This window comes from Rhizobium sp. 01T417, assembly GCF_056398905.1.
Genome location: NZ_JBFTQH010000008.1, coordinates 99,686 through 122,903, shown reverse-complemented (window position 1 = coordinate 122,903; position 23,218 = coordinate 99,686). Strand labels below are relative to the sequence as shown.

Annotated in this window: 20 protein-coding genes and 1 pseudogene; 13 read left to right on the top strand and 8 right to left on the bottom strand. The window is 58.3% G+C overall.

The genetic code is table 11. From position 1 onward, the window contains the following. The 11 genes from AC1DPR_RS11320 (at nt 1) to AC1DPR_RS11270 (ending at nt 11,274) form a co-directional block, all read left to right on the top strand. Nucleotides 1–1,059: an ABC transporter ATP-binding protein gene (locus AC1DPR_RS11320; RefSeq protein ID WP_477816341.1), complete on the top strand. Its 1,059-nt coding sequence runs from the start codon at nt 1–3 to the stop codon at nt 1,057–1,059. Nucleotides 1,060–1,077: 18 nt separating this feature from the next. Beyond that, nucleotides 1,078–2,340: an MGH1-like glycoside hydrolase domain-containing protein gene (locus AC1DPR_RS11315; RefSeq protein ID WP_477816340.1), complete on the top strand. Its 1,263-nt coding sequence runs from the start codon at nt 1,078–1,080 to the stop codon at nt 2,338–2,340. 305 nt (nt 2,341–2,645) lie between these two features. Continuing rightward, nucleotides 2,646–2,915, top strand: coding sequence for an acylphosphatase (locus AC1DPR_RS11310; protein ID WP_041912278.1), 270 nt, complete (start codon nt 2,646–2,648; stop codon nt 2,913–2,915). A 159-nt stretch (nt 2,916–3,074) separates the two neighbouring features. Next, nucleotides 3,075–3,731 (top strand): Rieske 2Fe-2S domain-containing protein, encoded by a 657-nt coding sequence (locus AC1DPR_RS11305; RefSeq protein WP_477816339.1) that lies wholly within the window; start codon nt 3,075–3,077, stop codon nt 3,729–3,731. Then, nucleotides 3,724–4,569, top strand: coding sequence for an aromatic ring-hydroxylating oxygenase subunit alpha (locus AC1DPR_RS11300; RefSeq protein WP_018116632.1), 846 nt, complete (start codon nt 3,724–3,726; stop codon nt 4,567–4,569). The genes AC1DPR_RS11305 and AC1DPR_RS11300 overlap by 8 nt, the downstream gene beginning before the upstream one ends. After that, nucleotides 4,566–5,225 carry a glutathione S-transferase family protein gene (locus tag AC1DPR_RS11295; RefSeq protein ID WP_477816338.1) on the top strand — a complete coding sequence of 220 codons (660 nt, stop codon included), beginning with the start codon at nt 4,566–4,568 and terminating at the stop codon, nt 5,223–5,225. Before AC1DPR_RS11300 ends, AC1DPR_RS11295 begins: the two co-directional genes overlap by 4 nt. 1 nt (nt 5,226) lies before the next feature. Further along, nucleotides 5,227–6,606, top strand: a complete 1,380-nt coding sequence (locus tag AC1DPR_RS11290) for an amidohydrolase (protein ID WP_477816337.1) — start codon at nt 5,227–5,229, stop codon at nt 6,604–6,606. 23 nt (nt 6,607–6,629) lie between these two features. Then, nucleotides 6,630–7,727, top strand: coding sequence for a BMP family ABC transporter substrate-binding protein (locus AC1DPR_RS11285; protein ID WP_477816336.1), 1,098 nt, complete (start codon nt 6,630–6,632; stop codon nt 7,725–7,727). Between the two features lie 3 nt (nt 7,728–7,730). Continuing rightward, on the top strand, nt 7,731–9,269 hold the full coding sequence (locus AC1DPR_RS11280; protein WP_477816335.1) for an ABC transporter ATP-binding protein: 1,539 nt from the start codon (nt 7,731–7,733) through the stop codon (nt 9,267–9,269). Further along, nucleotides 9,266–10,366, top strand: a complete 1,101-nt coding sequence (locus tag AC1DPR_RS11275; protein ID WP_477816334.1) for an ABC transporter permease — start codon at nt 9,266–9,268, stop codon at nt 10,364–10,366. The genes AC1DPR_RS11280 and AC1DPR_RS11275 overlap by 4 nt, the downstream gene beginning before the upstream one ends. Further along, nucleotides 10,363–11,274 (top strand): ABC transporter permease, encoded by a 912-nt coding sequence (locus AC1DPR_RS11270; RefSeq protein WP_477816333.1) that lies wholly within the window; start codon nt 10,363–10,365, stop codon nt 11,272–11,274. Before AC1DPR_RS11275 ends, AC1DPR_RS11270 begins: the two co-directional genes overlap by 4 nt. Before the next feature lie 187 nt (nt 11,275–11,461). Here the strand turns inward: AC1DPR_RS11270 and AC1DPR_RS11265 are convergent, their stop codons facing one another. After that, nucleotides 11,462–12,208 (bottom strand): sulfite exporter TauE/SafE family protein, encoded by a 747-nt coding sequence (locus AC1DPR_RS11265; protein ID WP_477816332.1) that lies wholly within the window; start codon nt 12,206–12,208, stop codon nt 11,462–11,464. 97 nt (nt 12,209–12,305) lie between these two features. Here AC1DPR_RS11265 and AC1DPR_RS11260 point away from each other — a divergent pair, with 97 nt between their 5' ends. Further along, complete coding sequence (locus tag AC1DPR_RS11260; RefSeq protein WP_477816331.1) at nt 12,306–13,187, top strand: LysR family transcriptional regulator; 882 nt, start codon at nt 12,306–12,308, stop codon at nt 13,185–13,187. Nucleotides 13,188–14,195: 1,008 nt separating this feature from the next. On the opposite strand, the gene AC1DPR_RS11255 is transcribed toward AC1DPR_RS11260, so the two are convergent. From AC1DPR_RS11255 to AC1DPR_RS11245, 3 genes are all read right to left on the bottom strand, one after another. Then, nucleotides 14,196–14,780, bottom strand: a complete 585-nt coding sequence (locus AC1DPR_RS11255; RefSeq protein WP_477816330.1) for a hypothetical protein — start codon at nt 14,778–14,780, stop codon at nt 14,196–14,198. A 150-nt stretch (nt 14,781–14,930) separates the two neighbouring features. Then, nucleotides 14,931–15,356 (bottom strand): SyrB-like regulator, encoded by a 426-nt coding sequence (locus tag AC1DPR_RS11250; RefSeq protein WP_477816329.1) that lies wholly within the window; start codon nt 15,354–15,356, stop codon nt 14,931–14,933. 837 nt (nt 15,357–16,193) lie between these two features. Next, nucleotides 16,194–16,580, bottom strand: coding sequence for a hypothetical protein (locus tag AC1DPR_RS11245; RefSeq protein WP_477816328.1), 387 nt, complete (start codon nt 16,578–16,580; stop codon nt 16,194–16,196). Between the two features lie 1,784 nt (nt 16,581–18,364). On the opposite strand from AC1DPR_RS11245, the pseudogene AC1DPR_RS11240 reads away from it, so the two are divergent. Beyond that, nucleotides 18,365–18,872, top strand: a pseudogene (locus AC1DPR_RS11240) (SDR family oxidoreductase); the annotation flags it as partial. Nucleotides 18,873–19,130: 258 nt separating this feature from the next. Here AC1DPR_RS11240 and AC1DPR_RS11235 read toward each other — a convergent pair. From AC1DPR_RS11235 to AC1DPR_RS11220, 4 genes are all read right to left on the bottom strand, one after another. Then, complete coding sequence (locus AC1DPR_RS11235) at nt 19,131–20,057, bottom strand: cation diffusion facilitator family transporter (RefSeq protein ID WP_477816327.1); 927 nt, start codon at nt 20,055–20,057, stop codon at nt 19,131–19,133. Nucleotides 20,058–20,622: 565 nt separating this feature from the next. Next, nucleotides 20,623–21,300, bottom strand: a complete 678-nt coding sequence (locus tag AC1DPR_RS11230; RefSeq protein ID WP_477816326.1) for an HAD hydrolase-like protein — start codon at nt 21,298–21,300, stop codon at nt 20,623–20,625. 257 nt (nt 21,301–21,557) lie between these two features. Further along, nucleotides 21,558–22,205 carry a dihydroxyacetone kinase family protein gene (locus AC1DPR_RS11225; RefSeq protein ID WP_477816325.1) on the bottom strand — a complete coding sequence of 216 codons (648 nt, stop codon included), beginning with the start codon at nt 22,203–22,205 and terminating at the stop codon, nt 21,558–21,560. A gap of 4 nt (nt 22,206–22,209) precedes the next feature. Beyond that, complete coding sequence (locus tag AC1DPR_RS11220; RefSeq protein ID WP_477816324.1) at nt 22,210–23,211, bottom strand: dihydroxyacetone kinase subunit DhaK; 1,002 nt, start codon at nt 23,209–23,211, stop codon at nt 22,210–22,212. Between the last annotated feature and the right edge of the window lie 7 nt (nt 23,212–23,218).

Sequence of the window (23,218 nt, the reverse complement as noted above, 5' to 3'; positions counted from 1 at the left end):
ATGGCCAATATTGTCATCGACCGCATCCGCAAGAGCTTCGGCGCCTTCGAGGCGTTGAAGGAGATAACGCTGACGATCAATGACGGCGAGTTCGTTTCGCTGCTCGGTCCGTCCGGCTGCGGCAAGACCACACTGCTGCGTATCATCGCCGGCCTCGAAACATCGTCATCAGGCGATGTCCGCATCGGCGAGAGGTCGGTGATTGGCCTGCCGCCGAAAGATCGCGGCCTTGCGATGGTCTTCCAGAACTATGCCGTCTTCCCGCATATGACCGTCTACGAAAATGTCGCCTTCGGGCTGCGCATGCAGAAGGCCGAGGAGGCGCGCGTCCGGGCACAGGTGGAGAAGGCCGCCGGCCTTCTCCATATCGAGCAATATCTCGACCGTTATCCGAACAAGCTTTCCGGCGGTCAGCGCCAGCGCGTCGCGGTCGCCCGCGCACTCGCAGTCGAGCCCAGGGTGCTGCTGATGGACGAGCCGCTTTCCAATCTCGACGCCCTGCTGCGGCTGGAAATGCGCACCGAGCTCAAGACTGTGCTGCAGGCGGCCGGGACGACGACGATCTATGTGACCCACGACCAGACGGAAGCCATGGGACTCTCGGACCGCATTGCCGTCATGCATGGCGGCGTGGTCGAACAGGTCGGCACGCCGGTCGAGGTCTACAACCATCCGGCGACGCGGTTCGTCGGCGGCTTCATCGGCAATCCGCCGATGAATTTCATCAAGGTCCCGGTCAAAAACGGCGCGGTCGCCGCCGGTGCTGAGCACTTCCCGGTGCCGGAAAATTCCGGAGCCGAGGTGGTTCTTGGCTTGCGCGGCGAGGCGGTCGAACTGGCGCCTTTGCCGGAGGGCATCGAAATGAAGGTCCGCGTTGCCGAGCCGATGGGCTCGCACTTGCTGCTGACGGGATCGATCCACGACCAGCCAGTGCGCGTCATCCTGCCCGCCAATGAGACCGTCAGAAGCGGTGACACGATCGGCCTCAGGCTCGACCACAAGCGTATTACCTGGCTTTCACCCGAAAGCGGCAAATCCCTCTCCGCCGTCACGGCCTGAGAATTCCGGAGCACAGACATGAATATGCATATCGATCAGGCCAAGCGCATCCTCGCCGCCAACGACCGCGGCGGCTATACGGTGCCGACCGACCGGCTCTATCCGTTCCAGTGGAACTGGGATTCGGCCTTCGTCGCCATGGGTTTTGCGCTCTACGACACCGACCGCGCCTATCAAGAGCTGGAACGCCTCGTCGAAGGCCAGTGGGCGGATGGCATGATCCCGCATATCGTCTTCCATCAGCCGAGCGACACCTATTTCCCCGGCCCCGATGTCTGGCGTACCAACCACAGCCTCCCGACCTCCGGTATCACCCAGCCGCCGGTCTTTGCGATTGCGCTGCGCCGGCTGTACGAGGCTGCTGGCAAGCAGGCGGAAAACCGGACCCTGCCGCTCTACGAAGCGGCCCTGAAATGGCACCGCTGGTGGTACAGCGCACGGGATCCGGACGATACCGGCCTCGTCGCGCTGCTCCATCCCTGGGAAAGCGGAAGCGACAACTCGCCCGCATGGGACATAGCCCTTTCCCGCGTGCCGATGACGACCGATACGCCGGTGGTGCGAAAAGATACCGGCCACGTAAACGCCGAGATGCGCCCGCGCGACGAGGATTACCGGCGCTTCATTCATCTGGTCGATACCTATGCAGCTTGCGGCTGGGACCCGGTACGACAATGGGAGAAAGCGCCGTTCAAGGTCGCCGAAATCCAGACAACGGCAATTTTGCTGAAAGCGGGAGAGGATCTCGAGCATCTTGCCCGGCAATTCGGTCGCGATGGTGATGCAGCCGAAATCGCGACCTTCAACGAGAAGACCCGCAAGGCGATCCTTAGGCAGTGGCGCCCTGCCGTCTCGCGTTTCGTCTCCCGTGACCTCGTCGCTGGAGAGGATATCGAAGCGCCGACACAGGCAGGTTTCATTCCTCTTCTGTCGCTCGATCTCGACCGGAACATAGCCGGTGCGCTAGTCGACGAGATGAGAGTCTGGTCAAACGACCTCAAGGTCGCCTTCCCCACGACCAAGCCCGGCATTGCCAGCTTTGAGCCGAAACGCTACTGGCGTGGCCCCGCCTGGGCCATCATCAACTGGCTGCTCATCGATGGGTTGAGGCGCAACCGCTACCCGGACATCGCAGAGACGTTGCGCCGGTCGACGATCGAGGCGATCGAGACAGAAGGTTTTGCCGAGTATTTCGACCCGGTAACGGGCGAAGGCTGCGGCGGACTTGGCTTTTCGTGGACCGCGGCCGCTTACCTGTGGCTGGTGAAGGTCCAGACCTGAGGCGCTTCAAACGCATTTCCGGAAGGGCGCACCAAGAAGCGGTAGTGACTAGGCACCGCCCGTGAAAGGCGAGGCCGACGCTCACCTGCGGGATCGCGATACCCAACCAAAACGGGCGATGCACAAAATGGGTTGCCCGGTTCAAAACCATCTCCTGCAGAGCAGGCACTGCCGCGTTGTGTGACATGAATCATGTGACCTTAAAGCTCGCAGCGGGCCCCGCAATGTGTGAACTGGAAGAAAAGGGGGTTTCGAAAGTCCATTTAGGCGCTATCGTGTCAACGAGGCGTCAGCACGAGACTTTCATGACAGTACAACATCACGGACACCTACACGAACGAATGACGATCCTTGGCGACCTCCAAGCCGCCTCGTTCGTCCCATGGATCCGTCGTCACGCAGCAAAGCTCGGCCTGTCCCAAGCCATATCTCATCAAAGTGTCGACAAGATCGAACTCGAAGTCGCCGGACCGGTAGAATTGATCGACATGATGGAGGTCGGATGCTCTCTCGGACCCATCGATGTATGGGTGGAAACCATCTTCCGCACGCCGATCGAGAGTGACGAAGAGTAGGCATTGCGACGGCGCTAAATTTTCTACTGCACGTTATTTGATCAGCGTTGCCAATGCGAAAAAATTATGCAAACGTGCTCACCGTCCGCTACGAGCCGCCCTATCCAAGCGGCGGCCTTGAAGCAGATAAAACGTTGATAATGCTGAGAAAGTTCTACCATGTCAGCCGATACGACGGGCTTTTGGACGCCAGTCGCGCTAACTTCGGATTTGCCGTCAGGGACGGTAATCCCCGCACGCACAAGAGCCGGCTCGATTGCCCTGTGGAGAAGTGATTCAGGACGGGTCGCGGCATCGGCAGATCGCTGTCCCCATCGTGGCATGCGCCTCTCTTATGGGTTTGTACGCGGCGAGGCGCTGTCTTGCATCTATCACGGCTGGAGTTACACGCAGACGGGAAACTGCCTACGCATCCCGGCGCACCCTGGTCTTACACCGCCCGACACGATCCGCGTTGCGACGCATCTGGTCGAGGAGGCTGATGGCGTGATCTGGGTGGCCGTCGGAGAACCTTCGCATCCGCCCCCGAAATTGGAGGGCCTCGTTGCGTTGCGCTCGCTAACGATGCATGCCGACGTTACCACCATTGAGGCGGCTTCCGGCGCGAAATCAGACGAGACCGGCCTTCTAAAAGCAACGCAGCAATACGAAACGATGTGGCTGCTGCTTTCCGAACAGGGACAGGGCCACACCCTCGTGCATGTACTCCTTGACAGCGATAACACGCTCGGTGACCGCATCTCGGCGTCGCGGGCCGTCGAAAGCCTGCGCAGATGCGCCGAGGACCTTCAGGCAAGGAGATCTCGTGATGGCTAAGGAAGCGATGCTCGACGAGTGGTATCCAGTCGGCCTCTTCAGCCAGGTGAAAACGACCGCATACAAGACGGCTCTGATGGGCGAACCGATCGAGGTTTCTGTCGGGGCTGACGGCAATGCGATCGTGACGACGTCGGGCGGACGTGTTTTGTCGTCACGTGTTCGCTATGGCCACGTGTGGTCGTCCATCGGAGATCCTCAAAAGGAGATCTTTTCCATTCCCGAGGCCGACCAACCTGGTCGCCGGTTTGTCGATGTTGGTGTGGTTCGCGTTCGCTGTTCGCCGCTTCGCGCGGTCGAGAACTTTCTCGACATCGCTCATTTTCCTTTCGTCCATACTGACATCCTCGGAGCAGAGCCGCACACGGAAGTGCAGAACTACAAGGTTGAAATTCGCGACGTCGAGGATGAAGTCTGGGCAACGCAGGTGAAATTCTACCAGCCGCAAGCAGCAAAGTCGGCAAGCGGCGGGATTACGACAGAGTACATGTACCGCGTGCCGGCCCCGACCTGTTCGGTGCTTTATAAAACCTGCCCACCGCGCCCCAGTGAATGGGACGTCATTACTCTTTTCGTCCAGCCGCTTGCCGAGGATCTTTGCGATGTCTGGCCGTGGATGGCGCTGTTTGACGATGAAACATCGATGACCGACCTCATCCATTTCCAGCAGACGATCTTTCTGCAGGACCGCTCGATCCTTGAAAATCAGATCCCGCGTCTTTTGCCACTCGACCCCGGCATGGAGATCCCGACGCGCGCCGATCTGACATCGGTAGCCTACCGACGTTGGCTTAAGCGCCACAATTACACCTATGGCGCACAGTTGGTGGCGCAATGAGGCTTTACGATTACATCCTCTCGCCCAGTTGCTACAAAGTGCGCCTGATGGCGGCTTTGACCGGCCTGTCACTGGATATCCGGCCGGTCGACTTTCATCCGGGCGGCGAGCACCGCAAAGCCGAACTTCTGGCACTCAACCCGGCTGGCTCCATCCCTATCCTGGAGGACGGGGATCTGCTCCTGACGGAATCGTCAGCAATGCTCGTGTACCTGGCAGGAAAGGCGGCTCCGGAGTGGCTTGGGGACGGAACGGCCGAACAGTCGGCCAGGCTGCAACAGTGGCTTTCCTTTTCTCACCGGCTGACCGCAAATCTTGGTGGCGCGCGCCTCCACGAGATGTTGCTTCGCCCGGGCGATATCGCCCTGTTGCAAGCGCAGGGCGTTGCTGCGCTGCGCGAACTTGAAGCCGGGCTGGTCGAGCAAAATCTTCGCGGCATGCCGTTCCTTGCTTCCGATCGCCCGACGGTCGCAGACATCGCGTGCTTTCCCTATGTGGCGCTCGCGCCTGATGGCGGTGTCTCGCTTGACCCCTACCCTGCGATCCGGCGCTGGTCGCGCGCCATTCGCGCGCTCGATGCCTTCATAGAGATGCCAGGCATACACCGACTGCATGAGTTGAAGCCCGAGCCCCAGATCGGAACGGGCGAGGAGTAACATGACCGGCTATCTTCTGAAGAACTGCGCAGCGGTTATCGTCGATGAGGGCAAGGGCCAGACGACCCGTCGCAACGTTGACGTCCTGACAAACGGTTCCGCCATTCAGGCAATTGGCGACAATCTTGGACAGGACGAACTGCCGACCGGTACGATTGTTCAAGATGCGAGCGGCTGGTTCGTCTATCCCGGGCTCGTCAATACACACCATCACTTCTTTCAATGCTTTGTGCGCAACCGTGCGGATCTCGACTGGACGAAGCTGTCGGTCATCGAGTGGCTTGATCGCATTTATCCGATCTTTTCGCGATTGAACGAGGATTGCTTTTATCACTCCTCAGTCACCGCCATGGCCGAGATGATCAAGCACGGGTGCACGACTGCTTTCGATCACCAGTACTGCTTTCCGAGGCATGCCGGCAAAAGATTGATCGACCGCCAGTTCGAGGCGGCCGATCTTCTGGGCATGCGCTTTCATGCCGGCCGCGGTGGCAACACACTTCCGAAATCCGAAGGCTCGACCATTCCCGACGCGATGCTCGAAACGACGGACGAGTTCATTGGTGATTGCGAGCGGCTGATCGACACCTATCACGATGCCCGACCTTTCAGCATGCGCCAGGTGGTGGTCGCCCCATGCCAGCCGGTAAACTGCTACCGTGAAACCTTCGTGGAATCGGTGGCCCTGGCACGTGATCGTGGTGTTCAGATGCACACCCATGTCGGGGAGGGTGAAAGCCGCGTGATCGAGGCCCGACATGGCATGCGCACCGTAGATTACTGTGCAGAGCTGGGTTTTGCGGGGCCTGATGCCTTTTACGCCCATTGCTGGGAACTGACCCACGACGAACTGCGCAAGATGGCTGCGGACGGGACCGGCGTTTCCCATTGCCCGGAGCCCGTCTATCTGGTTGGCGCCGAAGTAACCGATATTCCCGCCATGGCAGCCTTTGGCCTTCGCGTCGGACTGGGCTGCGACGGCGCTGCCTCGAATGACAACTCAAACCTGATGCATTGCATCCACTCCGCCTACATGCTGCAGTGCCTGACCGCATCGACGCGCAACCACCCTGTCCCGCCTCCGGTTGATTTTCTGGGCTATGCGACGGCGGGCGGTGCGGCTCTGCTTGGTCGCCAGGACATAGGCAGGTTGGCCCCCGGCATGGCCGCCGACCTGTTTGCGATCGACACGCGGCGGATGGACTATGTCGGTACACGCCATGATCCGCTGAGCCTGATGGCCAAGGTCGGTGTCGGCATGCCGACGGACCTGACAATGATCAATGGCCGCATTGTATGGCAGAAGGGCGAGTTCATCGGCCTCGATGAAAGCCGGATGTTCGCTGAGGCTGAAGCTGCACTTGCGACTGTCGAATTCTAAAATCACAAAGAAGGGGAACCAGCATGACAAACATTTCTCGAAGAACCCTGATGCAGGGCGTTGCAGCTGCCGGCCTGGCCGGCGCATTTGGTGGTCGCGCCGCATTTGCGGCCGACGGCCCGCTCGGGATCACGCTCGTCGTACCCTCGCCCATCGGTGACGTTGGCTGGGGTCATGCGCTGGCTGCGGGTCTGGAACCGATCAAGGCAGCGTATGGCGACAAGGTGAAGGTGACGGTCGTCGAAAACATTCCCGAGGGTCCGGATGCTGACCGCATCATGACCAAGACGGTCGCCGACGGAAACAAGTTCCTGATTGCAGGCTCCTTTGGCTATCAAAACGGTGCATTGCAGATTGCTCGCCGCAACCCTGATGTCACAGTGTTGCATGCATCGGGTTTCCAGGTGGCCCCGAACTTCTCGCCGTTTGCTGCCAAGTATTTCCAGGGGACATACCTGCTTGGCATGGCGGCGGCCGCGCTGTCAAAGACCGGAAAGCTCGGTTCCGTGTCCGCCTTCGCCATCCCGGAACTGATTACCTCGATCAACGCGTTCACGCTCGGTGCTCAGGCTGTGAACCCCAACATCGAAGTTTCGGTCGTCTGGGTAAACTCATGGTTTGATCCGGCTAAGGAACAGGAAGCGGCCAAGGCGCTGATTGCGCAAAAATGCGACGTGATCTTCTCCAACGCGCAGGATACGCCCTCCGTCATCTCCGCATGCGAGGAGGCTGGCGTCTACGCATTCAACCTCAATTCGTCGATGAAGAAATACGCGCCGAAGACATACCTTGGCTGCGTATCCACCGATTGGTCCCCGTTCTTCAAGGCCTCCGTCGACGCTCATCTGGCCGGCACGTTCAAGGGTGCAAACACCTTCCTGGGTGTTGCCGACAAGGTCGTCGAGGTTGTTGACTGGCACCCTTCGATCCCCGCAGACACGATGACGAAGATCAAGGCCGCGGAGGCAAAGATTGCCGACGGAAGTCTCTCACCGTTTACCGGTCCGATCAGCAAGGCCGACGGCAGCGAGGGCGCGGCCGCTGGCAAGACCCTGACCGATGGAGAAATCGTGGCCATGGACTGGCACGTCAAGGGCGTGACCACGCCGCTGCCAAAGTAAGCCATGACCGCCCCGCTCCTGTCGCTTCGCGGCATCTCGAAGAGCTACGGCCAGGTCCATGCCAACCAGGCCATTGATCTGGACGTGGCCCCGCAGTCGATCCATGCAATTCTCGGCGAAAACGGGGCGGGCAAATCGACGCTGATGAAAATGATCTACGGCGTCGAGCAACCAGACAGCGGGTCGGTCGCCTGGGAAGGCGAACCCTTGGCCCTTGCCTCCCCCGCGGAGGCACGGGCCAAGGGAATCGGCATGGTATTCCAGCATTTTTCCTTGTTTGAGACCCTGACTGTCGTTGAAAATATTCAGCTCGTTGTCCAAGGCAAAAAAGCCGATCTCGTTAAACGTGTCCGTGCTCTCGGGCATGAATTCGGCCTTGAAGTCGATCCGCTCGCCCATGTGCATGCGCTTTCGGTCGGTGAACGTCAGCGAGTGGAGATCATCCGCTGCCTGATGACCAATCCGAGGTTGCTGATCCTCGACGAGCCGACATCTGTTTTGCCGCCACAGCTGGTTGAAAAGCTGTTCGAGACGTTGCGCCGGCTGCGGGACGGCGGTGTATCGATCCTCTTTATCTCGCATAAGCTCGAGGAAATCCGGGCCATTTGTGACAGGGCAACCATTTTGCGCGGCGGCCGCGTCACGGGACATATCGACCCGCGAGAACACGATGCCCATGACCTCGCCCGCATGATGATTGGCCGCGACATGCCCGAACCCATGGCCGCCGTGCCGCTTTCAGGCGGCGAGAAACGCCTTGAGATCATCGGCCTTCATCATCGGCCGGAAGATCCCTTTGCGGTGCCGCTTTCTGATATTGCGCTGACGGTGCGTTCTGGCGAGATCCTCGGGATAGCGGGCATTTCCGGCAACGGGCAGAGCGAGCTTGCCTCGCTGATCTCAGGCGAGATCGTCCTCCCGAGAGACCAGCGCGACCGGATCTACATGATGGGACGTGATGTGGGAAGGCTCGACGCAGCTCACCGACGCCAGCTTGGATTTGCATTCGTTCCGGAGGACCGGCTGGGACGGGGAGCAATCCCTGAAATGTCACTCGTACTCAACGGGCTATTGACCGCCCACCCTTTGAACCTTCTTCGTCACGGCCTGATAGACAGGACAAGGGCGTCTGCCTTTACCGAGGATTGCATCCGTCAGTATGATGTGCGCACGCCTGGCCCCGACGCCGAAGCCGGCTCACTTTCGGGCGGCAATCTTCAGAAGTTCATCGTTGGCCGTGAGATCATGTTGGCGCCGAAGCTGCTCTTTGTCGCGCAGCCCACATGGGGTGTGGATGTTGGCGCGGCGTCCGCCATACGCGCCCGTCTTGTCGCATTGCGCAACGAAGGCATGGCCATTCTCGTCATTTCAGAAGAACTTGAGGAGCTTTTCGAGCTCTGCGATTTCATTCAGGTATTGCACCACGGGGCATTGAGCCCGCCGCTTGTCACGAAGGAAACGCAACCCGAGGAAATCGGCCGCTACATGATTGGCGCGCAAGACGCTTCAAAGCAAGACGCTTCAAAGAAAGTCATCGCATGAATGCCTTGTCTGCCGCCTTTCTGCCTACGCTTGTCCGCCGGGAACGCGCTTCGTTTTCTGCAACGCTGGCTGCGCCATTCCTGGCGCTGGCGGTAGCGACCATTTTGAATGTCGCACTCTACATGGCGATGGGCCGCAACCCGGTCGACGTCGTCTATGCAATGCTCCTTGAGCCGTTTCTGTCGTGGGCATCGTTTTCGGAAGTTCTTTTGAAAGCGGGGCCGCTATTGCTCATTGCGCAGGGTCTCGCGATCGGCTTCCGAGCCAAGGTGTTCAACATCGGTGCTGAAGGGCAGTTCATTCTCGGCGCCATTTTTGCCTCTGCAATTCCCGTTTGGTTTCCTCAGGCAACCGGTCAGTGGATTTGGCCCCTGATGCTTGTCCTCGGGACAGTCGGTGGCGCCCTTTGGGCGTCACTCACGGCGTTCTGGCGCGTCAGGCTGAATGCAAACGAAATCCTTGTTTCACTGATGCTGAGCCTGGTTGCGTCGCAGCTTTTGAATTACCTGCTGCTCGGACCCTGGAAGGATCCGAACGGTTTCAACTTTCCGCAATCGGTCATGTTCCAGTACGACGCGATGGTGCCGCTCTTGATTTCGGGTACGCGCGTCAACGTCTCGCTGATCATTACAATCGTCCTATCCTTGGCTGCCTGGATATTCATGCAGCGGAGCTTTGCCGGCTACAAGCTACAGGTTGGAGGCCTGGCGCCGCGGGCTGCAGCCTATGCCGGCTTCAAGGAAGGCTGGGCAATCTGGCTCTCGCTCCTGATCGGTGGATGTGCCGCAGGTCTTGCCGGCGCCGCTGAGGTCGCCGGGCCTCTGGGACAGTTGCAGCGGTCAATCTCCACCGGCTACGGCTATGCGGCTATCATCGTCGCCTATCTGGGCGGTCTGCATCCAATCGGCATCATCGCCTCAACATTGTTCATGGCGGCTCTCTACATTGGCGGCGACAATGCCATGGTATCAGCAAACCTGCCCATCGCGGCGGTCCGGGTTTTCCAGGGAAGTCTCCTTCTCGCTTACCTGGTTGCAATCGCCTTCGTCCGATACCGTCTTGAGTGGCGTCGGATCGTCCACCGGAGCCAATCATGAATGCCATCGAGTTCATTCTTGCGGGCATGCTCGCAGCCGCAACCCCTTTTCTTCTTGCGGCACTTGGCGAGCTGGTCGTTGAGCGTGCAGGCGTTTTGAACCTTGGCGTGGAGGGTCTGATGGCCTTTGGCGCAGCCTTGGCCTTCATCATCGTCTATCACGGCGGCGGGCACTTTGCGGGATTTGTCGTCGCGGGGCTTGGCAGCGCCGCCCTTTCCCTGGTCTTTGCGCTGATTGCCCTTGGCTTCAGGGCCAACCAGGTGGCAACGGGCCTTGCGATCGGCATCCTTGGCCAGGGTCTGTCTGCACTGTTTGGCAAGTCCTACGAGAGCCTCACGGTCAAGGGCCTGCCCAAACTTTCCCTTCCGTTTCTGTCCGACATCCCGATCATCGGTGGGATCTTTGTTCAAGACGTTGTCGTCTGGCTGTCGCTCGCCGCTACGATCGGGATCTGGGCCTTTTTTGCCTTTTCGAAGGTTGGGCTCGTCGTGCGGGCAGTGGGTGAAAACCCCAGGGCCGCTCACGCCATAGGCTATCACGTGATTGCTGTTCGCGTGATTGCTGTAGCCTTCGGCGGCGCGATGGCAGGCTTTGCCGGCGCCTATGCTTCGGTGGTCTACACGCCGCTTTGGGCAGACGGGATGATCGCGGGTCGAGGTTGGATTGCCATTGCGCTTGTTGTCTTCGGCACGTGGCTGACTGGCCGCATCTTTCTCGGAGCGTGCCTGTTTGGCGCCGTCTCCCTGATGGGCCTGGCCGCACAGGCGACAGGGTTGAACGTGCCCTCGCAACTTCTTGCAAGCCTGCCCTATCTCGTTACCATCATCGTGCTCGGCATCATTTCTGCAGATCGTCGCCTGTTGAAGCTGAATGGGGTCGCCTCGCTCGGCGAGCCCTTCGAACGTTGAGCGTTGCAAATAGCTGCATCGAGCACGATGGAAACTGGTGGGAGACGCGAGATTATGAGGGCTTCGCCGCCGGCTAACCCAATCGCACCTGCCAAGAGCGTCGATGGTCTCAGGGCCATAGGCATCAAAGCGAGATCTCTCTATGCGCAGTCTCGATCTGGCCAGCGCTCATGCCAGGAGAGGCTGACTAAACGCCTCGCAGCAACATCTCTATCCCGAGAAGCGCAAGGGCGATCAAAAAGCAGCGCTTGAACGTCGCCGGACTAACCGCCTTCCTCATGTACTGGCCGGCCCACATACCGATCAGAGCTGGAAGAACAGCCAGGCTCGACAGCGCTACTCCATCGAGCTGAAATGCATCTTGCAGGGCAAGCCCAACGGCGAGCGCGATGGTGGAAATCGTGAAGGATAGACCGAGCGCCTGAACGAGATCATCCCGTTCAAAGCCAAGTGCCTGGACATACGGTACGGCCGGAATGACGAACACGCCGGTTGCGCCTGCGACTAGGCCTGTCGCCAACCCAATCATGGGCGAGAGCCAACACTCGTGTGTTTGGTTAATATGGTAAGGTTTGGCTGACAGCGTGTAGATCGCATATGCCGTAAGCGCGAGGCCGAGGAAGACGGTGCTCAGGCGGGTTTCGCCACCTGTCAGCACAGACGCACTGGCGAGTGTGCCGACAAAAACTCCGGCCAGCATCGGCCAAAGCCGACGCAGGACTGCGACAAAGTTCGGGCCCGCGATGAGTTGCCAGACATTCGTTGTGAACGAGGGGATGATGAGCAGCGATGCCGCTGTAACGGGCGACAACAATCCGCCCAGAATAGCCATGGCGACCGTCGGAAGGCCCATCCCTGTGATACCCTTTACGATACCGGCGACAAAAAATGTAGCTGCGACAGCGAGCAGCAATGAGATCGAGACATCATTCATGTCTTCTCATTACGACTTCTGACATCGTCCACAATGCGGCAGTTCCGTTTCCAGCCTTCGCCTGGACCGAAGGCAACGAGGAGTGTAATCTTCGAGGATGCGCTTCGATTTTACCGATCTTCGCCTCTTTCTTGCTGTTGCTGACGCTGGCAGCATCACACACGGAGCGGCGGAGGTGAGCCTTTCGCTTGCCGCGGCGAGTGAGCGCCTACGGGAAATGGAGGCAACCGGAGGCGTACGCCTGCTCGAACGAGGTCGTCGGGGCGTGAAATTGACAGAAGCGGGTGAGGCGCTTTCGCACCACGCTCGTGAGATTCTAAATCAAGTGACGCTAATGCGTGGGGAAATGGGACGCTTCGCACAAGGCATACGCGCGAGTATTCGTGTAATCGCAAATACTGCGGCCATCGTCGAGGTTCTTCCGATCCGCCTATCGGCGTGGCTTGCTTCGCATCCGCAAGTCGATATTGATCTCCGGGAGCGCCAAAGCCATGAAATTGCCCGAAGCGTCTCTGCAGGTTTCGCCGATATCGGCGTATTGTCGGATGCAGCTGCCCACCAAGGTTTAATCCTTAAACCTTTCGCGGTGAGCAAACTCGTCGTCGTCTCAGCAAAGACACATTGGCTCGCGACTGAAAAGGAAATCCCGTTCGCCCGGCTCGCCGAGCAATACTTTATAGGCCTGGAAGGCGGCGCATTACAGGACCATCTCGACACTCAAGCCGAGAGGCTGGGCGTAGTGCTCCGATACCGGATCCGCCTCCGCACGTTTGAATCCATATGTGCAGCAGCAAGCAACGGCGTCGGGGTCGCTATCGTGCCGGACACGGTGGCGCGGCAGTGCAAGCGGGCTTATAACTGCGGGATAACACCTTTAACCGACGCATGGGCGCGGCGAAATCTTTCCGTTTGCGTGGCCTCTGGATTCGATCCCACTCCAATTGCTCGAGAGCTCTTCGACCACTTGGCAAATGCGTGACCTGATGCCAGCATGTGCCGAGGCAACGGCAGGCGAAACTCGAGCAGTAGCGCAGGAGCTTTTTCTCGGGGAACGCCTTTGAGGCGGGGCTTTTTGTTGACCTATGCGACTTCTGCGCTAGTTTGTCTCTTGCACCTGTTTTGGTGCGTCCTCTTAATTCCACCTAAACGGCCCCGCCAAATCGCGGGGTTTCTTTTTCGCCTTCGACGCAGGGACCCGTCCATTTGCAGGGTATGGATTCCACGGTTCGTTCTGCTATCCCGGAAAACAAGTAAGGAATTTAAGAAACATCACACACCTCTCCGTGCCACCACTCAGCGAGTGGACGGCATGCGGTATTCTTCAACAGGCTCGGGTTTGCCGGTACGAGCCGCACCCACCTTGGTCCGTTATTTAATAATCAATCGCCGAAGCGTCGAAGCATCGTCTGAAGCTGCAGATTTTCCTGGCGAAGGCGTATTGCCAAGAGTCGTTTCAGCCGCCTGTTCTCCTCCTCCAGGTCCGCGAGATCGTCGAATTGCGTTTCGATCTTCGCAAGGCGCGTGACCAGATTGCTCGCCTGTGGGACGCGATTTTTCTGGCGGGCGGCGCGTTGTTTGCGAGGAGGCGCACTTTGATTTGGCGAAGTGACCTCAGGTTCGATTGCCTCTGCCTTGGAATCCGAGCTGACTGTTACGCCGTCCTTTTGCTGAACCGTTGGAGTCTCGAAAGCGGCGACGGGAAGCTGGATCGTTTGATCGGTGCGACCTTCGCTCGACACATCAATTGATCGCACTGGAACCGGAGCCGACTCGATTTGGCTTTCTTGGACGGCAGGTATCGAAAGAGTACTCGGCTCGAAAAGGTTCGGTGTCTGCGAGGCCGTTTCACGGACGGCGGCCTCAAGATCCGTACCGGCCCAAATGGAAGCCGGCTGTGTTTTCGATCGACGCCGCGCTGACTTGAACTCGACGACAAATTTCCGTTGCTGTGTTTTCATGGTGTCCTAAACTGTGCGAGCGACGCAATTCAGCTTACGTCGAATCTCTTGAGCATCTCTCTAAGCTGAGCATTCTGCTGGCGCAACTTTTCAGCCAGTCGCGTCCTCAACTGCCCTATTTCGTCATCGAGTTCCCTCAACGGGTCAATGGGGGTTTCCCGGGGAGGCGAAATTGATCTCGCTCTTTGACCCTCCCCTGATAACACGGTCTTTCCGACAACTCCATCCGGGCGGTTTTCTTTGACATGGCGCATGCGTCGCGCGTTGCTTTTGCGTGCGTGTTGCCCACCGGAACCGCCTTTAGCAAACGATTCCTGAGCCCTCGCCCCCGGCGGAGGGACCTGAGCATTGCTCCGTTCTTCATCCGCGACAGATTCGACTGGCAGCCCCGATGATGGAGGATCAATGTCGCTTCTGGCCGCGTCCGGGCCCACGAGCGTGTCGTCGTTTTCTGGCGCCAGATCCTGCGCATCCGGTACCTTTGGCGATGCGGGAAAATGCTCTTCCTCGACTTCAACCGCCTTTGCGTCGGCCTCGTCACCCGGTGAAGATACGCCTTCCGTTCGCCGTTGGCGCGACGTCAGTTTTGACAGGAATTTCCAAGGAGATTTCATCTTGCTTCAATCTTGAACAAGCTGCACCGCGAGGTTGCAGTAGCTTATTGGTCAGGCCCGGAACTGGGCTCGACCAAATCAGTCTTGACAACATCCGTCGCCACATCATGTCACGCTGGGTTACCGCAACTGATCGAGTTTTTTAAACTCTCAGTTAAGACCAAGCCGTTTGCGAAGGTCAGCATTTTCCGAGCGTAGCTTTTCAGCAAGTGTCTTGCGCAATCGGCTGTTCTCTTCCTCGAGTTGGATCAGATCTGCCATATCGTCCAGTGCCGAGACAGAAGCGGGAGCTGTCTTGGTCACTTGTTTTTGCGCTCCAGGTCTCCGGCCTTGCTTGACCGCGCCCTTCGCTTTCGCAGTGGCGGTCGTTGCTGAAGCAGCTGGCTTTGGCTCGCTCGCTGGCTCTTCCACCTTCTTGCGGCGACCTCGCGGGGATTTTACGACCGGCGCTGGCGCTACGTCGGCAGCGGCCTTCTGACGTCGTGGTCCCCGTGTTTTCTTCGGCGCCGGCGCCTCCGCCGAAGTAGTCGCCTCTGCGCCTTCGGTTATCGACGCGGTATTGTTTTCGTCAGCCATGGTTTTCTCCCTCACTAGCTAAGGATTCTTTTCAACTGCGCGGTGGACAGAGTCGACATAAGGCCAATCCTCGGGATTGTGATTTTTACGCACTTCATTCAATTCAGTTCGTTGCACGTGCGACACCCCTATTCTGGTAGCTTGCTCAAGTCATGAGCGGTAAGAAGGCAGGCGCAAGGGAAATGGGAGCCAACCTTTGGGCCATCGGCCGCGATGCACGAGAAACTAAATATTGGCTGCGTTGACGGCTAGTGAAAGGGCAACGCGCGACTTCTCTCCTGCCAATGCCCGGTCAACCGCGACGCACATCACTGCCCGAGCGCGTTCGGAATCTAACGCTACACCATGATCGTTACACCACTGGCGGACAACATCGCTCACTGTCTGGAGGTCGTCGTCATCCAAGGGGATCAAGTTGAGAAGTGGAGGCATGCCCGTGCTCTCCAGTTAGGCAAGAGCACCTATAATCTCCCAACCGGTCTCTGCCGATAAAATAGGGACCGACACCTGGAATGATACTCTGATCTTGGAACAAGGCAATGCCGAGATCGGAGGTCAGACAATGTATAGGAAGGGGCGCAAGCTAACACTGTTGACCAGGGCGATGCCAAAATGAAGTTGACCGAGAATAGCCTTGCGATCCAACTCTATGTCGTCCTTGACAAGCCGCCATCATACCGTCCGGATGGCGCCCTAGTCGGACATAATCGAACACATCTCCCTTTTCGCTTCGGGGGCGACGAATGGCCGCTCGATCCGTCGTGAGGGCTGAATTAAGCTGGCGGGATCCTGCAATGCCCCACCAGCGCTACGAGCATAAACTCTCTTCGGTCAAGCCTAGTTCCTTGAGAGGAGAACAACGTTCTCGTTCGACAAGGTTACAGTCACAGGAGCGCCATTGATCCGAATGGTAACCTCTCCCTTTTCGTCGTCCACGGCAGTAATCTCACCAAACAGACTGACACGGTCTTTTATGGTGAAACTCCTGCTAGATGTGTCGGAACGCCACATCGAGTCGTCCCAGTAGAGGTCGAGTTCCGATATGCCAACGCTCGTGAGAAAGCTGGTCTTCAGGTTTTGCTCCAGCCACTCTGCCGAACAGCCAAGCGCGGTCGCGGCCGCGTTGACGTCAGAATAGTCGTTCTCTCCGCCCTCGCCCCAAGTGACCTTGACGGACTCGCCGCGCTCTGGATTTCGATAGATCCGAACGTTCTTCTGTCTCATGGTTCGACCTCCTATTGGCTGTGACTTAGCGTTGATGTGCGAGTTTTCTTCCGCGCTGATTGCGTTTTTGATTATCCCGGTTCAAAGATTGCGGATTGGCGATATATTGTAAAGGCACTCTAGCGAGCTAAAATAGCCGCTACTACGGGGTCGTAGTCTGGACTTTCCCGCGACGCCTCTCTCGCGCAGCGCTCAAGGTAAAGATTCAGCTCGTCAACGTTAGTCTTGGTCATTCCAGCAGGGAAACCTGCGACGATGCAGCTCGAAAATTCGGCCACGACACGGCTGGACCGCCCTGAAATGGGGTGTCATCGACTTCGCTCGTTTGAGGGAAAGCAACCAAGCTTCGAGACCTATCTGAAGCGCATAGCGAGGCCATTGCCTTTCGTCAAAAGATGAGGCGGGCTAGACAAGTTGGCCTCGTCGCCGAATGCAATCAGACCCGCAAGAAACTGGAAGAAGACACATACGACTACCTGGTTTTCTAGATTCTCTTCCCATCGCCGTGCGTCCTCCCCGGCCAACAGGATTGCGACACCGGCGGCGTGTTCATGCAGTTCTGAATCCTCCTCGATATTTGCGAAGATATCGCATCGCYTTCATGCTTGGCTCCATTCACCGCCTGGTTGATGAGGATAGGAAGTTCGCTATATTGGACAACTATTGGTGATGTGGCGCTATTGGATTGATTAATGTCGTAATTTGGACACCAAGCAATCAAATGAAAGGTAATGTAGTTATAACGAAATAAAGCGCAAAAAAATCGCGCCGGGAACGAATCAAATGACACCGTCCGAGTACCGGGCGACGCTGGCTGTCATCGGATTGACGGCAAGCGTCGTGCAAGAGCTTTTCGATATAGATGAACTTACAAGCCGCCGATGGGCCACCGGCGACCTACCCGTTCCGCGCGCCGTCGCATTGAGTTTGTTGCTGATGACATCGTATGGCGTCTCCATCGGTGAGGCACGGATTCTTACAGGCTCCATACCCCTATTAAAGTCAGCTTGAGCCCCTCCCCCGACCGCATGCAAATGGGTCATGTTAAACCTGTCCCATCCTTTTGCAGGATAGTACGGGTCGATAACGCAGTCAGCTGCGATGTCGCCGACGCGTGGCCGTCTTGCGGCGGACTGGCCGCGCGATCGGAAAGAGCGTGGGTTTCAGAAAAGACCGGCAGGCTGTTTGACCAGTTCCGTTTTAAGGAGGTCTGGGGGCCAAAAGATATTGCCGGTCTGAAGCGGGCGAAGGGAAGCCGTTTGGGGCGGGGGCTTCCCTTCTTGTGCTTCCCAGCCGCTCAGCGATCAGGACAACCTAGAGATAGCCGCCGTGGGCGATGCACGCTAGTTGGACCAAAGTCCGAGCACGTCGGTCCAAAGTCCTAGCTGCTGGCGTCCACACGTGCCCATTGCCGATTTGGAGGAGGGTGATGGAGCAAATGAAGACCGCTGCGCGCGACGAGATCGTCGAAACCGTTCGATCGTTGGCAAGGACAGGCAGCCAGGGAGTGGCGATTGGCTGTGCCTGTTTTGCGTTGTAGGCAAGACTTGCGGCGCGGCATTGGTCTTTGTCAAAAACCCATGGCTCTGGCCACAATCCAGGTGGGAACCCCGGCGGTTACGGCTGATGCCAGCAATATCGAGACTATCTTGATTGCATAATCCCGAGCATCGTGCCGTTCGTATCTCATTGACCTACCTTCCAATCCCCGCTTTCGAATTGAACTACGGGGTGACGGACGCGTCGAGTCACGATTCTTCAACGTCGTTAATAGTCGGCGTCGCAAGACTGTCACGCGGTTCGGACATCTCGATATCCTCGTCAACAACGCTGCGTTCCAGGTGCATTCACAAAACATCGAAGACCTGAGCGATGAACATTTCGACGAGACGATGAAGACGAACCTTTACGGCTATTTCTTCATGTCGAAAGCGGCCGTCCCTTATCTCGTGAATGGTTCGGCAATCATAAATACAGGGTCGGTGACGGGGATCGAAGGAGTTGCTCGACTACTCAATGACAAAGGGCGGCATACATGCCTTCACCCGAGCACTCGCGGGCCAGCTTGTTCCCAAGGGCATCCGCGTGAACGCGGTCGCACCCGGGCCAGTCTGGACGCCGCTCAATCCTTCGGACAAGGAGGCGAAGGATGTGGAAACGTTTGGATCGCAGACGCCGATGAAGCGGGCCGCACAGCCGGAAGAAATCGCTCCGGCATACGTCTTCCTCGCATCTTCGCAGATGTCGAGCTACATCACCGGCGAAATTCTGCCAATCGTTGGCGGATACTGACGCGGTGCAGCGAGCGGGGTTTGCGCCCAGTTCGGTCACGGCTGGTTGTCAGCGTGACCCTGCCAAGCACCTCTCGGATCTGTGGAGCGTCGCGTGATAGCGGACGCTATGAGAAAGTCGGCGCCCAAGGAGTCTTTCTGAGCTGTCATCGTATCGAGTGAGGCCGCTTGTGACGAAGCAGTGTTCAAATCAGTCAACGGCAGTCATCATGCTCTTTAAAGCGCAAATGCTGTGCCGAAAAGCGCGAGGCTCAAGGAACTATCCCGCCCATTCCGCATCGGCCGTGAACGCGATGGTGAGCCAGCGGTTGGTGCTTTCATCGCCGATCGCATTGCCGATTTCGTCGCGCAGCGCATCCCAATCCTCCACCGTTTTCGGCGGAAGGCCCTTGGGAACGATGAAGTAGAGTTCGATCTGTGTTGCCCTACCGACACGAGCAACGTAGGCGCGATATGAAAGGAAGTGGAGGCGACGCACGGTTTCGGAAGCGACGTTGTCCACATGGTTCTTAAGGTCGACCGGCGCGATGAGAAGGATCTCGGTCAGTGCCTTCCAGATCGTACCGATTGGAAGCGGGATCATCACCACGCAAACCAATGCGAGGACGACCGGGTCTACGTAGCTGGCGATCCACGCGACAGGGGTCGGCTGAACAGCGAGACCTATGACAAACGCGATCAGCAGAGCAAGGGCAATACCTCCCGACATTATCCAAGCCTTGACGTCAAGCGAAATGAAGTCCGACTTCAGGCGGCGGTTCAACCTGGCACCAATAGCGGCCATGACAGCGCAGACGAGTACAGTCGTCGCCGTGTAGGTGATCGCCACGCCGTAATGCAGTTCGTGCCCGCCATTGAGGATGCTGATGATCGCGTTAATCAGCGCGTAAACCGCAACGGTCATCAGCAGGCTGCCATTAAGCATCAAGACGATCGGCTCCAGATGCCAGAAGCCCATTGTAAAGCGGTTACGAACTCTTCCAGACAAAGCGTCCGTTTGCGCTGACTTCACGATCAGGCTCGACACCCAAAGCGCAAGGCCGGTCATCGCAGCGTCGCCCAGAGAATAGACGCCGTCAAAGGCGATGGAGAACGAGCCCGACAAAATGCCAAAGGCGACTCCGAGAGCGGCGACAACAACCGTTGCCGCAATTGATATGCGTAGGAACTGCTGCTCGCTCAACATCCAGTATCTCCGACATGACCGCCCGACTACGTCCATCCTATCGTTTTGGCATCGCTCGTGAAGAAATATCGAGGATATCGACGACATCACGGTGCTGGCTCCGCGCTCTAGGCTGCGTTCAAATACCGGGGTTTCGCCGGCCGCGGGTCACGATCGCCGGCAGTCATTCCTCTGCGAGCCGGAGCGGCTTGTCCAGTCTGTCGCGCAGTACGTCTAGGAGGCGGTTCAGCCAGCGAATGATGGCGTCCTCGACGGTGTTCAGGGCACGCCCCCAAGCTCTCGACCTTCTTCGTCCACAATGAGTAGTCACCAGATGTTTGATGACAAGGTCGTCCTCGTTCTCCTTGACCGCCAGATAGCTGTGGATCAGACCAAACGCGGCGTTGTGCGCAACTTTGTATTCCGAAAACGCTCAATCGACTCCCGCCTCCCGGTTGGATTTACGCATTTTCCATACGTGGTCAGGAACGCCGCGGAGGAACCATTCTATCGATCAAGTCCGTCGTTCCGCCGACGCAGCCCGGATCGGCCTCGAAAGAAAATCGGCCGAGATCGACAGACCGTTTCAATTCGAAGCCTCGGGTGCGATTGTCCCGATGGCCGCTGCGGCGAGCTCCGCCGGCGTTTCAATCAATAGATCCGCGCCGGCGTGTTCCAGCTCTTCTTTCGTCCCGTAGCCCCAAAGGACGCCAATCGATCGCATTCCGTTCGCATGCGCGCCGGCGATGTCGTACCGGCGATCCCCAACCATGACGCAGCGATCGCGGTCGAGGCCGTTCTCCCGCAGGATATGGGCGATCAGTTCCGGCTTATGGTCGATATCGCCAGTCGGCGTCGATCCGTAAATTCCGGCAAACTGCGAATCCAGCCCCTTATTCTCAAGGATCCTACGCGCGAACGTCTCGCGCTTCGACGTAGCCAGGTAAAGCCTTGCGGACCGGCTCATTGCCCGCAGAGCCTGCGGTATCCCGTCATAAACCTCGCTGAGGAGCAGGCCGCCAGCCCCGTAATCCTGCCGGTAGGCATCGACAGCTTCTGCGACGCGATCATCCCCGAATTGTTTGAGAAGGTAAGACATGACGTCTTCAATCGGTGGACCGATGATCGATGCGATGTCCATCGCTGGATCGGTTGTATGCCCGAGCGCGCGCAGAGCAGCACGACAGCTTGAGAGGATGCCAGGTTCCGACGCGATCAGCGTCCCATCGAGATCAAGAAGGATTGCGGAAAGATCAGATACCACCAGGCAGTTCTCCGTTGAGTTGCTGAAGGGGCAATAGCGGAAGTGAAACTGAAATACACCTCCAAGAAACCACGCCAGTCCCGGCACGGATGGGGTACGCAAAACCTCGGTCGCCCAGAATGACAATTCAGGGTCTCGTTCAAAACCCGGTGCAGCGGGTCAAAGTCGGTGTCTAAATCGACACCGACCCATACAGATCACTGCTTGTGCTGTCGCACGAAAGTCACACGCTGACCAAGGACCAGACTACCTATCGTCTATCGGCGCCCCACGAAGTCCGCCATCCGACGGATCAAGAATGCGCCGACCGTGGCGCCGGCGTCCTGCAGACCGACGGTCTTTTCCTGGAATGCCGCCGCCTTGCCGTGCTGTGCCAGCATGGACTTTGTGGCTTCCAGCGCCTGTTCGGCAGCCTCGGCCGTGACGCTTAGAGCGTCTGAAAGCGCTGAACCCGCAGCAGCATGCGCCTCCAGCGTCGTCGCGACAGGATCCAGCACGTCGAGCAGGGTTTTGTCGCCAACCTTGGCCTTGCCACGCTCGGCAACACCATCGCGGTAAGCCCGCCAGAACGCTGCCATGTCGGCAGTATCAAGCGATTCCTTGCCTTCTACAGCCTTGCTTGCCCGGAGAAACCCTGTTGCCGTCAATGTGCCCATCGTGGAGGGAGCAGTACGCGCCATCGTCGCCCCGGCGGTGCGAAGAAGCTTGGCTATACCGGCTGCCTCGCCTTCAGCGACCAGCGCTTCGGCCGCGGCCGCGAAGGACTTGTTCATGGTAATGCCGAGGTCGCTATCGCCTACCTTGCCATCAAGCGCGATAAGGAACTCGCGCTGTTCGGCAAATAGCTCCTTCCAGCTCTTGAAGAGGTCGATAAGGTTCGCGGCGTTCAATGTTTGAAGCGTCATGATCTCACCCCGCGATGTGCTGGAAGAACGGCGTGTTTGCGGGGGCCGCGACGAGGCGATCCAGCTCTTCGTCGAGATGCAGGATCGAGATGGAGGCGCCTGCCATTTCCATCGACGTGGCGAACTCACCGATCCAGACATGCTTGGCCGTGACGCTGCGTGCTTCGAGAAGCTGCGAGACGCGGCGGAAGAGGATATAGAGTTCCTCCAGTGGCGTACCGCCAAGTCCGTTGATCAAAACGGCGACATTGTCGCCGGGCTTGTAGTCGGTTTCGGCGATGATGCGCTCCATCATCTCGTCGACGACAGCATCGGCAGGCGCGAGCTTCTTGCGGCTGATGCCGGGCTCTCCGTGGATGCCCATTCCGATTTCCATCTCATCCTCTCCGATAGAAAAGGTGGCATGGCCGATCTCGGGAACGACGCAGCTGGAAAGCGCGACGCCCATGGTGCGGGTGCGCAGGCGGGCCTTGTCAGCAACACGCGTGACCTCGTCCAGTGAAAGACCTTCCGCAGCGGCAGCGCCCGCAGCCTTATAGATGAAGAAGATGCCGGCGACGCCGCGACGCTTGTGTTCCTCGCCAACGACCGACGAGGCAACATCGTCATTGCCGACGACTTGCTTGACGGCGATGCCGTCGAGATCGGCGAGTTCTGCCGCCATGTCGAAGTTGATGATGTCTCCGGTGTAGTTTCCATAGATGTAGAGCACGCCGGCGCCCTGATCGATGTGTTTGGTGACCTGGTACATCTGCTCTGCGCTGGGTGACTGGAAAACCCCACCGACGGCCGCGCCATCAAGCATCCCGTCGCCGACGAAGCCGAGGAAGGTAGGCAGGTGACCGGAGCCCCCACCGGTGGCGATGCCAACCTTGCCTGTCTTGGCCTTGGCGGTGACGAGGCAGCGCAGGTCGCCAGCTGTATAGGTGACGGCGGGATGGGCCTTGTAGATGCCTTCGAGCATCTCGTCGACGAAGTTGACGGGGTCGTTCAGGAATTTTTTCACGGGGGTC